8 protein-coding genes are annotated in these 13,227 nt (G+C 70.6%); 6 read left to right on the top strand and 2 right to left on the bottom strand.

Annotated elements, in window-relative coordinates:
- The 3 genes from ATK30_RS00465 to ATK30_RS00455 are packed head-to-tail and all read left to right on the top strand — an operon-like array spanning window position 1 to window position 5,075.
- Window positions 1-3,837, top strand: a complete 3,837-nt coding sequence (locus ATK30_RS00465; RefSeq protein ID WP_101433746.1) for an amino acid adenylation domain-containing protein — start codon at window positions 1-3, stop codon at window positions 3,835-3,837.
- 1 nt (window position 3,838) lies between these two features.
- Window positions 3,839-4,567: a DsbA family oxidoreductase gene (locus tag ATK30_RS00460; protein WP_208637209.1), complete on the top strand. Its 729-nt coding sequence runs from the start codon at window positions 3,839-3,841 to the stop codon at window positions 4,565-4,567.
- On the top strand, window positions 4,548-5,075 hold the full coding sequence (locus ATK30_RS00455; protein ID WP_101433745.1) for a DoxX family membrane protein: 528 nt from the start codon (window positions 4,548-4,550) through the stop codon (window positions 5,073-5,075). The genes ATK30_RS00460 and ATK30_RS00455 overlap by 20 nt, the downstream gene beginning before the upstream one ends.
- A gap of 91 nt (window positions 5,076-5,166) precedes the next feature.
- Here ATK30_RS00455 and ATK30_RS00450 read toward each other — a convergent pair whose 3' ends face one another.
- Window positions 5,167-5,733 (bottom strand): TetR/AcrR family transcriptional regulator, encoded by a 567-nt coding sequence (locus tag ATK30_RS00450; protein WP_101433744.1) that lies wholly within the window; start codon window positions 5,731-5,733, stop codon window positions 5,167-5,169.
- Between the two features lie 85 nt (window positions 5,734-5,818).
- Between ATK30_RS00450 and ATK30_RS00445 the strand changes: the two genes are divergently transcribed.
- The 3 genes from ATK30_RS00445 (at window position 5,819) to ATK30_RS00435 (ending at window position 11,153) form a co-directional block, all read left to right on the top strand.
- Window positions 5,819-8,233 carry a beta-glucosidase family protein gene (locus ATK30_RS00445; protein WP_244194450.1) on the top strand — a complete coding sequence of 805 codons (2,415 nt, stop codon included), beginning with the start codon at window positions 5,819-5,821 and terminating at the stop codon, window positions 8,231-8,233.
- Between the two features lie 176 nt (window positions 8,234-8,409).
- Window positions 8,410-9,690 (top strand): MFS transporter, encoded by a 1,281-nt coding sequence (locus ATK30_RS00440; RefSeq protein WP_101433742.1) that lies wholly within the window; start codon window positions 8,410-8,412, stop codon window positions 9,688-9,690.
- 8 nt (window positions 9,691-9,698) lie between these two features.
- Window positions 9,699-11,153 carry a carboxylesterase/lipase family protein gene (locus tag ATK30_RS00435; RefSeq protein ID WP_208637208.1) on the top strand — a complete coding sequence of 485 codons (1,455 nt, stop codon included), beginning with the start codon at window positions 9,699-9,701 and terminating at the stop codon, window positions 11,151-11,153.
- Window positions 11,154-11,419: 266 nt separating this feature from the next.
- Here ATK30_RS00435 and ATK30_RS00430 read toward each other — a convergent pair whose 3' ends face one another.
- Entirely contained in the window at window positions 11,420-13,060 is a 1,641-nt protein-coding gene (locus ATK30_RS00430) for a GH25 family lysozyme (protein ID WP_167441795.1), read from the bottom strand.
- Window positions 13,061-13,227: the final 167 nt, after the last annotated feature.

The following is a 13,227-nucleotide window of genomic DNA, read 5'->3' as shown; positions in this document are numbered from 1 at the left end:
GTGGAAACCACCCAGCTCAGCACCCGCAAACCCGTCACCCGTCTCGGCGCCGACCTGATCAGCCTGCTGCGACGGCAGGTCGCGGAACAGCCGGACGCGATCGCGGTCGTCTCGGCCGAACGGTCGTTGACCCGCCTCGAATTGCACCGCGAGGCCGCGAGCCTCGCCGCCGGTCTGCGCCAGGCCGGCGCCGGGCCGGACGACCGCGTGGGGCTTTTCGCGGAGCCGTCGGCGGATCTGGTCTCCGGCGTGTGGGGCATTCTCGGCGCCGGAGCCGCGTATCTGCCGCTGTCTCCGGACTATCCCGAAGAGCGGCTGCGCTACATGCTGTCCGACAGCGGCACGAAGACAGTCCTCGCCCAGGAGCATCTCGCCGACCGGGTCGCGGCCATCGCGCCGCCCGGCACGACGGTCCTGACTCCGCGGGCGGCCCGCGACCGCGCCGCCGGACCCGCTCCGCTCCCGTCTCCGCACGATCTCGCCTACGTCATCTACACCTCGGGCAGCACGGGCCGTCCGAAGGGCGTGCAGATCGAGCACTCCGGCATCGTGTCGCAGCTGCGCTGGCTGCACACGGTCGGCTATCTGGACCGCGACACCGTCGTGCTGCAGAAGACGCCGATGAGCTTCGACGCGGCACAGTGGGAAATCCTCGCGACCGCGTTCGGCGGCAAGGTGGTGATGGGGGAGCCGGGAATCCACCGGGATCCGCACGCCGTCATCGACACCGTCCGCCGCCACCAGGTCAACACCCTGCAGGGCGTGCCGACTCTCCTGCAGGCTCTGGCGGACACCGAGCAGCTCGGGCAGTGCACGTCCTTGCGGCGGGTGTTCTCCGGCGGGGAAGCCCTGTCGCGGCAGCTGGCCCGCCAGCTCACCAGCGAACTGCCCGCGGCGTCGCTGATCAACCTGTACGGCCCCACCGAATGCAGCATCAACGCGACGTCCTACCTCGTGGACCCGGACGCGCTCGGCGACGGCCCCGGCTCGATCCCGATCGGGTTTCCGGTCGACAACACGCAGTGCTACATCCTCGACGAGAATCGCTCGCCCGCGGACATCGGCGAGGTCGGCGAGCTGTACGTCGGCGGCGCGCAGCTGGCCCGCGGGTACCTGAACCGCCCGGAGGCAACGGCGGAACGGTTCGTGCGGTCGCCGTTCGTGCCGACCGAACGGCTGTACCGGACCGGGGACCTGGCCTTCTGGAACCCGGACGGGAGCATCCAGTTCGCCGGGCGCACCGACAACCAGGTCAAGCTGCGCGGCTACCGGGTCGAACTCGACGAGATCGGCCTGGCGATCGAGGAGCACGCCTGGGTCCGCCGGGCCGCCGTGGTCGTCACCAACGACGAGCGGACCGGTTTCGACACGCTCGTCGCCTGCATCGAGCTGAACCCGAAGGAAGCGGCCCTGATGGATCAGGGCAACCACGGCGCGCACCACCAGACCAAGTCAAGCCGGCTGCAGGTCAAGGCCCAGCTCGCCGGCGCAGGCGTGCGGGAACCGGCAGAGCTGGAGGGAAAGCCGGTGGTCCCGCTGCCGGGCCGGGCCGAGACCGAACATCAGCGCAGCACCGTTTTCGCCCGCAAGACCTACCGCAACTACGACCGCGGACCGGTGACGCGGGCCGAACTGCGCGACCTGCTCGAACACCGGCCGCCGCGAGGCCGGGCACGAGGGCTCGACGAACTGACGTTCGCGCAGCTGGGCGAACTTCTGCGCTGGTTCGGCCAGTTCCACAGCGACGAGCGGCTGCTGCCGAAGTACGCCTACGCCTCGCCCGGCGCGTTGTACGCGACCCAGCTGTTCCTGGACACCACCGGGATCGCGGGCGTCGAACCCGGCATTCACTACTACCGCCCGGTCGACCACACCCTGGTCCGGATCGGCGAGTCCCCGCGATGGCCGGGCGCCGGACTCTCGGTGCACTTCGTCGGCCGGAAGCAGGCCATCGAACCGGTCTACCGCAACAACATCGGCGAAGTCCTCGAATTCGAGGCAGGGCACATGCTCGGCGTGTTCGAGGAAGCGCTGGCCGGCTACGGCCTGGACATCCGGCCGCTCGGCCACGATCCGTCCATCGCGGACAGTCTCGGCGGCGCGGCCGGCGACCAGTACCTCGGCACGTTCGAGATCCGGCCGGACGACGGCAGCCCCCGGCCCGACGACGCGGACCTCTTCGTCCAGGCCCACCCCGGCCGCGTCACCGATCTCCCGGCCGGGCAATACCGTTACGCCGACGGGGAGTTCACGAAGATTTCCGAGGACCTCGTGCAGGCCCGGCACGTCATCGCCATCAACCAGCGGGTGTATGACCAGGCGGCGTTCGGCATTACCGCGATCGGCCGCGCTGAGCAGCCGTGGCTGCAGTACCTCCGGCTCGGCACCAAGCTGCATCACTTGCAGCGCAACGGACTCGGCCTCGGGCTCATGTCGTCGGGCTACAGCTCCAAGTCGGGCCATCCGCTTCCGGCGGCCCGCCGCGTCGACGAGATTCTCTCCGCCGCCGGCGAGGTCTCCGGGCCGTCGTATTTCTTCGTCGGCGGGCGGGTCAGCGCCGAGCAGATCCGCAGCGAGGGCATGGCGGAAGACGTCCTCCACATGAAGGGCCCCGCCGAGATCGTCAAGGACGACCTGGCCCGGCTGCTGCCGGACTACATGATCCCGCAGCACGTGCTGGTCCTCGACCGGCTGCCGCTGACCGCGAACGGCAAGGTGGACCGCACGGCGCTCGCCGCGTCCGACCAGGTGCGGCCCGCGCGCACCGCGAGCCCGTATGTCGCTCCCGCCACCGAGACGCAGCGGGTGCTCGCGCGGCTGTGGGGCGAGACGCTCAAGTACGACGAAGTCTCGATGGCGGACGAATTCTTCGCTTCCGGCGGCAACTCGCTGACCGCGGTCACGCTCGTCCACCGGATCAACAAGCAGTTCGCCGCCGCGCTGCCGCTCCAGGCGATCTTCGAACACCCGACTCCGGCGAGCCTGGCCGAACGGATCGAGCGCGGAGCGGGGGACCGGTCGTCCCGGCTGATCCGGCTCGGCGACGCGGGGGCGGGACGGCCGGTGTTCTGCTGGCCCGGGCTGGGCGGGTATCCGATGAATCTCCGCGCGCTGGCACGGGAAGCCGCCGGCGAACGGCCCTTCTACGGAGTGCAGGCGCACGGCATCAACCCGGGCGAGCAGCCCTACGCCACGATCCGGGAGATGGCCGCCGCCGATGTCGCGGAGCTTCGCCGGATCCAGACCGAAGGCCCGTACCTGCTGTGGGGCTACTCCTTCGGGGCGCGCGTCGCGTTCGAAGCCGCCTGGCAGCTGGAACAACTCGGCGAACGCGTCGAACAGCTGCTGCTGATCTGTCCCGGCAACCCGACCGTGCCCGGTGCGGACCCGGCGCGCTTCGGGCGGGAGCCCTCCTACGCCAACCCCGCGTACGTCACGATTCTGTTCTCGGTGTTCGCCGGCAAGATCGCGGGCCCGGACCTCCGGCATTGCCTCGAACGAGCCCGGGACGAGGAAAGCTTCGTCGCCTTCGTGCACGAGCTTCGTCCGGCGCTGGACCCGTCGACGATCCGCCGGATCACCCGGATCGTGGCGCAGACCTACGAATTCGAGTACAGCTTCCACGAGCTGGCGCAACGCCGTCTGGACACTCACATCACGATCTTCAAGGCGGCTGGCGACGACTACTCGTTCATCGAAGGCCGCACCGGCTATTCGGCCGCTCCGCCGACGATCGTCGACCTCGCCTGCGACCACTACGAGGTGCTCAAAGACCCCGGCGTCGCGGAACTGGCCGCTGCGATCGCGGGTGCGCGACAGTCGGCGGGCGGGCGCTGAGATGGCCGCCGGAATCTCGTGTCCTCCGAACACGATCGTGGTGTTCTCCGACATCGGCTGTCCCTGGGCGAGCCTGGCGCTGCACTGGCTGCGTCGCGAATCCGCAAGCCGCGAGCTTGTCATCGAGCACCGCGCGTTCCCTCTGGAACTGTTCAACCGGCGTGGTACCCCGAAACCCATTCTGGACGCGGAAATCGCGGTCATCGCGTCGACGGAACCGGAACTCGGCTGGCGTCCCTGGCAGCGCGCGGAATCCGAGTACCCCGTCACGATGCTGCCCGCGCTGGAAGCCGTTCGCGCGGCACGCTCGCCCGAGGTCGGCGGTGCGCGGGCAGCAGACCAGCTCGACGCGGCCCTCCGCAAAGCGTTCTATGTGGACAGTCGCACCATATCGTTGTACTCGGAGATCATCTCTGTCGCCGAGGAATGTTCCGAACTCGACGCCGCCCGGCTGGCCTGGGAACTGCGCCGAGGACATCACCGCGAAGCGGTCCACGAGGATTTCGAGATCTCCTCGTCGGATCTCGTGCAGGGCAGCCCGCACGTCTTCCTGCCCGGCGGCCGCTCGGTGCACAACCCGGGCGTCAGCTTCGCCTGGACGGCCCCGTACGGACAGGGATTCCCGGTGATCCGCGAGTACGACCCGGGCGTGTGGCGCGCTCTCGTCCACGCCTCGATCAGCACATCCCGCCAACAGAAAGAGGAGAACGATGTCGACCGTCTCGGCTGAACCGACCATCGCCGCCGGCAGCACCCGCACCACGTGGTCGCACACCGACGTGGGCCTGTTGCTGGTCCGGATCGTCCCGTTCGGCGTGCTGGCCGTCTTCGGGGCACAGAAGCTGTTCGGCGCCTTCGGCGGCGGCGGGCTCGCCGCCACCGAAGCGTCCTTCGCGCAAATGGGCTACCACCCGGCGCTGCCCTTCGCGCTGCTGGGCGGCACCTGCGAATTCGTCGGCGGCCTCCTGCTGATGTCCGGCCTGCTGATGCCGCTGGGCACGGCGATGGTCATGGGCGTCATGATCAACGCGTTCGCGGCGGTCGCAGGCAAACCCTTGGAGAACTCCGGGCTCGCGATCGTCCTGTTCATGATCGCGGCAGCCCTGGCCTTCGCCGGACCGGGCCGATTCGCGTTGGACGCCGGCCGCCCGTGGCAGCGCGTCGGCGTCAAGTGGGGTGCGGCGAGCCTGACCCTCGCCGTCGTGACGGCGGTCCCGTCACTCCTGATCGCGCACTGACGCACCCGGGTCGCGCGGCCGAGGCGTCGGCCGCGCGACCTGTCCGGCGTCGGAGTCGCCGCCCAGGCCGCGCGCTGCCCGGGCAACGCGGTCACTTGCCGGCGACCAACAGGGCCACCAACCGCTCGATGTCGTCGGCCATGTCGACGCGGTCGTCGAGCAGCCATTGGATCTGCAGGCCGTCCATGACCGCGACCAGGATGCGGGCCAACCAGGCCGGGTCGGTGTCCGGGCCGAGGCGGTCCGCGAGCCGGTCGGCGATGTCCGCGCAGACCTGGGCGTACCGGTCGCGGACCCACTCGTGCGCGGCGTGGCCCGGCTCGGTGGCCTCGGCGGCCGTCGTCGCGTACAGGCGGACCAGGTCCGGGGTCCGCGCGTTCCGGCGCGCCACTTCCAGCAGCCCGGGCAGCGGGTCGTCGGCGCCCAGCAGGGCGGCGGTGCGTTCGTCGCGGGCGGCGAGGACCGCCGCGAGCATCGCCTGCTTCGACCCGAAGTAGTGGAACAAGGTCGATTCGGTGACCCCGACGCGTCGCGCGATCTCCTTCACCGACGAACCGTGGTAGCCGCCCTCGGTGAACACTTCCAGGGCGATGCGGAGGATCTGCTCCCGACGTTCGGTGCCCTTCGCGTAGGGCCCTCGGGGACCGGATGCGGCCATGGGGCGACCCTACTCCACGGCTAAAACCGAGCGCCACTCGATTTTGAGGTACGGTGGACCGACCTTCTACACATCGGGAGACGCCGTGGAGCGCGACATCCAGGCCCTGCTGGGCAAACTCGACCTGAGCCAGAAGGCGCGGCTGCTCACCGGGGCCGACTTCTGGCGCACGCGCGCCGAGCCCGCGATCGGGCTGCGCGCGATGGTGCTGTCCGACGGCCCGGCGGGCGTTCGCGGGCGCAGTTTCGACGAGCGCGACCCGTCGCTTTCGCTGCCCTCGGGCACCGCGCTGGGCGCTACCTGGGATCCCGGCCTCGCCCGCCGCTACGGCGCGGCACTCGGTGCCGAGGCCCGGCGCCAGGGCGTGGACGTGGTGCTCGGACCGACGATCAACCTGCAGCGCACTCCGTTGGGCGGCCGGCACTTCGAGGCGTTCGCCGAGGATCCGCTGCTCACCGCGGAGCTGGCCGCCGCGTACGTCGAGGGCGTGCAGGCGGCCGGCGTCGCCGCGACGCCCAAGCACTTCGTGGCCAACGACGCCGAGACCGACCGGTTCACCGTCGACAACCGGATCGACGAGCGCACGCTGCGCGAGGTTCACCTCGCCGCGTTCGAGGCGGCGGTCGTGCGTGCCCGCGCCTGGCTGGTGATGTCGGCCTACAACTCCGTCAACGGCACCACGATGACCGAACATGCGCTGCTGCGCGAACCGCTGTCGCGGGAGTGGGGATTCGACGGCGTGGTGGTGTCCGATTGGACGGCCGTGCGCAGTACCGCGGCCGCGGCGAACGCTGCACAGGACCTGGTGATGCCCGGTCCGGAGGGTCCGTGGGGGCAGCGGCTGGTCGACGCGGTGCGTGCCGGTGAAGTCCCGGAGGAGGCGGTGGACGAGAAGGTGCGGCGGCTGCTGCGGCTGGCCGCCCGCGTGGGCGCGCTGGACACGCTGCCGCCCGCGGTCCCGGAACCGCCGCCGGCCGAAGACGGCGTCGCGCTGGCCCGCGAGGTGGCGGCCGCCGGAATGGTGCTGGTGCGCAACGAGAACGCGTTGCCGTGGGATCCGGCGCGGCTCGGCTCGGTCGCGGTGCTGGGGCAGAACGCGCAGCGGGCCCGCATCCAGGGCGGCGGAAGCGCCACCGTGCGGCCGCGCGAGGTGGTCTCCCCGCTCGCCGCGCTGCGCTCGGCACTCGGCGCGGAGGTGGTCCGCCACCGCGTCGGGGCGACCGTGACGGACGGTGTGCTCGCTTTCGACCCGGCGGAACTGACCAATCCGGTGACCGGCGAGCGCGGCGTGCGGGTGCGCTTCCTCGCGGCGGACGGCACCGAAGTGGCGGTCCAGGATCGGCTGGCGGCGACCCTGGTGTGGCTGGACGACCTTCCAGACGGCACGGCGACGATCGAACTGCGCACCTCGTGGAACGCTCCGGCGGGCACCCACCACGTCGGCGCGGCCGCGCTCGGCAGGCTCGTGCTGACGGTGGACGGCACCGAGGTGCTCGACACGGTCACCGACGCCGAAGGCGGCCTGCTCGGCGGCGCGTTCCTCGACCCGCCCGCCGTAACTGCGGCGGTCGAATTCGGCGGCGGCGCTTCCGAGATCGTGCTGCGGTACACCAGCGACGTCGACCTGCCGCTGCGGGCGGTGACCCTGGGCGCCGCGACCCTGCTGGCCGACCCGGACGCGGAAATAGCGGCCGCCGCGGCACTGGCCGCCGAATCGGACGTCGCGCTGGTGGTCGTCGGGACCGGAGAGACCATCGAGAGCGAGGGTTTCGACCGTACTTCGCTGGCTCTGCCTGGTCGCCAGGACGACCTGGTGCGTGCGGTCGCGGCGGCCAATCCGCGCACGGTAGTGCTGGTCAACTCCGGTGCACCGGTCCTGCTGCCTTGGCGAGACGAGGTGGCGGCGGTCCTGCTCGGCTGGTTCGGCGGCGAACGGTTCGGCGAGGCCGTCGCCGACGTGCTGCTCGGCGTCCGCGAACCGGGCGGGCGGCTGCCGGCGGGCTGGCCTGCGACCGGCGTCGAGAAGTCAGTGCTCTCGGGCGTTCCTTCGGACGGCGTCCTGTCCTACGAGGAAGGCATCCACATTGGACACCGCGGCTGGCTGCGGAACGGCGAGCGGCCGGCTTATCCGTTCGGGCACGGTCTCGGCTACACGGACTGGGAACTGCGCGAAGTGCGGATGCCGGCTGAGGTCCCCGCGAACGAGCCGGTGCCGGTCGGGGTGCGGCTGGCCAACACCGGTGCGCGCGCTGGCCGCCAAGTGGTCCAGGTGTACTTGTCCCGGCCGGACAGCGCGGTCGAGCGTCCGGCGCGGTGGCTGGCGGGATGGTCGCTCGTCGACGCGCCGCCGGGACCGGCGGACGCGATCGTGTCCCTTCCGCCGCGCGCGTTCCAGCACTGGGACGGCGGCTGGCGGACCGAGCCGGGGACGTTCACTGTCCACATTGGAACGTCGGTGGACGACACTCCGCTGTCGCAGCGCGTGACCCTGCGCGGATAAGTCGATCTCCAGGGCGGGCGCGGCTTCGGCCGGGCCCGCCCTTTGTGCTGGAAACCCTGTCGCGCCAGGGGCTTGCCGTCGGGGGCGTCCGCGCGCATACTGGCACTCACCACAAATTTCGAGTGTCACTCGATTTTCATGTCGAGCGACCCCGGCCTCCGGACGCGAGGAGAGCCATGCCCGAATCACCCGTCCCCGCCAGAACGGCCGGGCCGCACGCCGGCCCGGCCCTTTCCGCCCGCGGCACCGCGACGCTGCGGCTGCTGCCGTCGCTCGCGGTCAACGCGCTGGTCCTGTTCGCCACCTACTCCGGGCTGATCGGGGTGCTGCTGCCCAACCAGGTGGCCGCGCTGGACCCGGCGCACAAGGTCGCGAACCTTTCCCTGGTCACCACGGTTTCGTTCGTTTTCACCCTTTTCGCGCAACCGATCGCCGGCGCGCTGAGCGACCGCACCCGCAGCAGGCTCGGCCGCCGCGCGCCGTGGATGCTCGGCGGCGCCGCCGTCGGCGCGGGATTCCTGCTCGGCCTCGGCGGAATGCGCAGCCTGCTCTGGATCGCGGTCTTCTGGGTGATCATCCAGGTGGCGCTGAACGTGCTGCAGGGCCCGCTGTCGGCCGTGGTCGCCGACCGGTTCCCGCGCGAACGGCGAGGCATGGCCAGCGCGATGGTCGGCGTCGGCACCATGGTCGGCGTCAGCGGCGGCGTCCTGATGGCCGGGCAGGTCGCCGGGCACGTCGGTGTCGGCTACGCGATCTTCGCAGTGGTGGTGCTGGTGGCCACCGGTGCCTTCGTCCTGCTCAACCCGGACGCCCCGACGCGGGGAGCGGCCCGGGAACCGTTCTCCTGGCGGGAGTTTCTCGCCGGTTTTTGGGTGAATCCCCGGCGATACCCTGACTTCGCGTGGGCGTTCGCCGGCCGGTTCCTGTTCATTCTCGGCTATTTCGTGGTCTACGGCTTCCAGCTCTACATCCTCACCGACTACATCCGCCTGCCGCTGGCGACGGCGAACAAGACCATCGGGCTGCTCAGTCTCGCGAGCCTGGCGACCACGCTCGTGTCGATCCCGCTGAGCGGCTGGCTGTCCGACCGGCTGGGGCGGCGCAAGATCTTCGTGTACCTGGCGTCGGCGGCGCTCGCGGCCGGGCTGCTGGTGCCGCTGGTCGCGCCCACGGTGACCGGGATGGTGGTGTCCGGCGCCATCCAGGGCCTCGGATACGGCGCCTACATGGCGTGCGACACCGCTTTGATGACCGAGGTGCTTCCGGGCGGGGGCGCCGCCGCGGGCAAGGACCTCGGGATCCTGAACATCGCCACGAACATCCCGCAGGCGGCGAGCCCCGCGGTCGCCGGGCTGCTGATCACCGCACTGGGCGGGTATCCCGCCCTGTTCGTCTTCGCCGCCGCGGCGGTGCTGCTGGCGAGCCTTGCCATCGCGCCGATCCGCACTGTCCGATGAGGAGTGTCATGACCGAGATCGTCACCCGGCAGGGCCGTTTGCGCGGCGTGCGTCGCCCCAGCGGGTCCTGCGCGTTCCTGGGCGTGCCGTTCGCGGAGCCGCCGGTGGGCGAACGGCGGTTCGCCGCCCCGGTGCCGCACCGCGGCTGGGACGGTGTCCGCGACGCCACCCGGCCCGGCGCGACGCCGCAGCGCCGTCAGCTGGCCGAGGTGACGCTGATCCCGGAACCGTCTGTCCCCGGCGAGTCCACGCTCAACGTCAACGTGTTCACACCTTCGCCCGACGCGGAGGGGCTTCCCGTGCTGGTCTGGATCCACGGCGGCGGCTTTGTGGCCGGGTCGCCCGCGAGTCCGTGGTACGACGGTGCGGCGTTCAACCGCGACGGCGTGGTCACGGTGACCGTCTCCTATCGGCTGGGGTTCGACGGCTTCGGCTGGATCGACGGCGCGCCCACCAATCGCGGCGTTCTCGACTGGCTGTGCGCGCTGGACTGGGTGCGCGACAACATCTCCGCGTTCGGCGGCGATCCCGGCCGAGTCACCATCGCGGGCCAGTCGGCCGGGGGCGCCGCGGTGCTCACTTTGCTCGGGCTTCCCGCGGCCCAGGGACTGTTCACCGCGGCGCATTGTCTGTCCGGGCCGATCGCGCACATCACCGCCCAGCAGGCGGAGACGTTCGGCCGGGCCCTGGCCGGGCGGCTCGGCGTACCGCCCACTCGCACCGATCTGTCCACAGTGGATGAGTCGCGAATCCTTGCCGTGCAACGCGAGCTGGCCCCCGTTGGAGAACCGCCCGCCGACCCAGTAGCCGCGATCGCCGGCCTGGCGGGCGGTCTGACGCTCGGCCCGGTCATCGACGGCGACCTGATCAAATTGTCCACTGTGGACTCACTCCGGACCGGGTGCGGTGCGGACAAACCGCTGGTGCTCGGCGCGACGGACCACGAGTTCGCGTTCGGGTTCGCCCGTGCCCGCGACCAGCTGGCGGCGGTCCCGGCGACAGACCTGCTCTCCGCCGCCGGTGTCCCGGACGCGGCCGGATTCGTCGCGGCTCATCCGGAGCTGGACACCGCGGACCTGCTCGGCCGGTACGTCACCGACCAGTTGTTCGGCGTGGCGGCAGCCGACATCGCCGACGCCCGGGGCGACGCTCCGACCTGGCTGTACCGCTTCGCGTGGCCGTCACCGGTGTTCGGCCAGGCAGTGCACTGTCTGGACGTGCCGTTCTACTTCGACTGCCTGGACGCCGAAGGAGTCGCCGCGATCGCCGGTCCGCACCCGCCCCGCGACCTCGCCGACGAGGTACACGCGGCGGCGGTCGAACTGATCAAGACAGGCGATCCAGGCTGGCCCCGGACGGCGGGCAAGGTCCGCGTGTTCGGCCAACCGTCGGGCTTCGGAGAGGATACGTTCCGCGGGGCTCGTGCGTTGCTCACCGACAGCGCGCGGTCGTCGAGTCGGTGATGGTGCGAATGGGCCTTGCAACGTCTGTTGTCGGCTGGTCCGAGAGAAGCGGTGCGTCGGGTCCGCGTCTCAGCTCTCGGAGTCATCGCCGCGAAGGAACCCGTCGACGCGACTCGGCCGCGCTCCCGGCGACCTGGCGCACCCGCTGAACGACCTGTCGCCCGCGCCCTCCCCGCGGCGCGGGCGACGATCCGCTCTCCGAGGGCACCCGCAGAGAACGACGCTGTGACGCGCTCCGCGGCAGGTTCGCCTGTGCGGCACGGAATTCAGCTATAGGCGACTTGGGTGCTTCCGTTGGCGCTGTACCAGGTGATGGTTCCGTGCTGGAAGGTGTTGCGGCGGCCGCCGGTGATGCCGTATTCGTCGCTGGTGGGGTAGCCGAGGGGGCCTTTTTCCCAGCCGAGGTCGGCCCATTTTTGCCGGATGGCGCCGTGGATGGATTGTGCGCCGGTGGTGGGGGTCCAGTAGATGGAGGCGCCTTGGGCTCCGGTGAAGTGGTTGTAGCGGCCGGTTCCGTCGGGGGTGGCGGTTTCGTCGGTGGTGGGGTAGCCGAGGCCGCGTTCCCAGCCGAGCGCGGCCCATTTTTGCCGGATGGCGCCGTGGATGGATTGTGCGCCGGTGGTGGGGGTCCAGTAGATGGAGGCGCCTTGGGCGCCGGTGAAGTGGTTGTAGCGGCCGGTTCCGTCGGGGGTGCCGGTTTCGTCGGTGGTGGGGTAGCCCAGTCCGCGTTCCCAGCCCAGTGCGGCCCATTTGTCCCGGATGGCGTCGTGGATCGAGCGTGCGCCGGTGGTCGAGGTCCAGTAGATCGAGGCTGAGTTGGTGAAGTGGTTGTAGCGGCCGGAGGCGTCGGGAGTGAGGGTTTCGTCGGTGGTGGGCAGGCCGAGGAAGCCGGTGGGGCCGCCGAGTTCCTGGTAGTGCTGGGCGATCGCTCCGTGGACGGCGTAGGCACCACTCGGCGGGTAGTAGCCGATGATGCCGTACTGGTAGTTCTGCGCCCATCCGCCTGCGGCCGCGTACCGCGTGCCGACAGGGCTGCCGAGGTAGGAGGCGGGCCCGCCGAGAGCGTTGTAGTGCTCGGCGATCTTGTCCGGTTCGGCCCCTGTGGCCAGGGCCTGCAGGTCGCTGACGCTGCCGTTGAACACGTCCTGGTCTCCCGGGAACGTGCCTGAGGATGCGGTCTGGTTGAAGGTGTAGTCCGTCCAGCTGGCGGGCATCGTGACGGTACCGGCGATCCACAGTGGATCGTGGGCGAAGCCGGGGTTGTTGCCGGTGCAGTGGTTCCACCAGCCGTTGGTGGTGTAGATGACCGGCCAGCGGTTGGTGCGGTCGTGGATCGTGGTGGTGAAGTCGGTGATCCAGGCGGTGATCTGGGCCGGGGTCATGTTGTAGCACCAGCCGGTCCAGTCCGCGGTGCTGTAGGGGTTGTACTCGATGTCCAGCACGGGCGGGAGGGTTTTTCCGTCGGCGACCCAGCCGCCGCCGTGGCTGAGGAAGAACTGCGCCTGCGCCGCGCCGGTCGAGGTGTCGGGCAGTCCGAAGTGGTAGGCGCCGCGCAGGATTCCGGCGTTCGCGGAGCCGGCGTAGTTGGCGGTGAACTGCGGGTCGACGTAGGTCGTGCTTTCGGTGGCTTTCATGTACGCGAACTTCGCGCCGTTGCCCGCGGCCGCGCCCCAGTCCACGGTGCCCTGGTAGTGGGAGACGTCCATGCCCGGCGTCGTCACGCCCGAGGCCATAGCGGTGCGCGGGGCGGCTTTCGGCGTCGCGGTCGGATCCTTGCCGATGGTGGAGCCCAGATAGTCCGAGCCCGGATGCGCGGGTGCGCTCGGGCTCGTTGAGTCAGTTGACGCGGCGGCCGGTGTCCCGGCCAGCGCGCCCGTGAGCAAGGCAGCGATGGCGCCCGCGCTCACTGCACTACGAATCCATCCCACCGCAAACCTCCACCGGGTATCCGTTCACACCGCTATCGCCGGGAGCCCGGAAGCGTTACCGGAACCAGAGCGGAAATCACCCGCGTCGCAAGGAAAACCGAGGAAACCCACTGTTCGCCGAAGAATCCCGCGTGGCTGTTTGGGTG

Origin of the sequence: Amycolatopsis echigonensis, from assembly GCF_002846615.1 — a bacterium.
GTDB classification, from domain to species: domain Bacteria; phylum Actinomycetota; class Actinomycetes; order Mycobacteriales; family Pseudonocardiaceae; genus Amycolatopsis; species Amycolatopsis echigonensis.
The sequence above is the reverse complement of the archived record's forward strand: the minus strand, read 5'-3'. Positions and strand labels throughout refer to the sequence as shown.

Coding starts and splice junctions, on each gene's coding strand:
- ATK30_RS00435 (WP_208637208.1), top strand. CDS start 9,699: ATGACCGAGATCGTCACCCGGCAGGGCCGTTTGCGCGGCGTGCGTCGC.
- ATK30_RS00455 (WP_101433745.1), top strand. CDS start 4,548: ATGTCGACCGTCTCGGCTGAACCGACCATCGCCGCCGGCAGCACCCGC.
- ATK30_RS00450 (WP_101433744.1), bottom strand. CDS start 5,733: ATGGCCGCATCCGGTCCCCGAGGGCCCTACGCGAAGGGCACCGAACGT.
- ATK30_RS00440 (WP_101433742.1), top strand. CDS start 8,410: ATGCCCGAATCACCCGTCCCCGCCAGAACGGCCGGGCCGCACGCCGGC.
- ATK30_RS00460 (WP_208637209.1), top strand. CDS start 3,839: ATGGCCGCCGGAATCTCGTGTCCTCCGAACACGATCGTGGTGTTCTCC.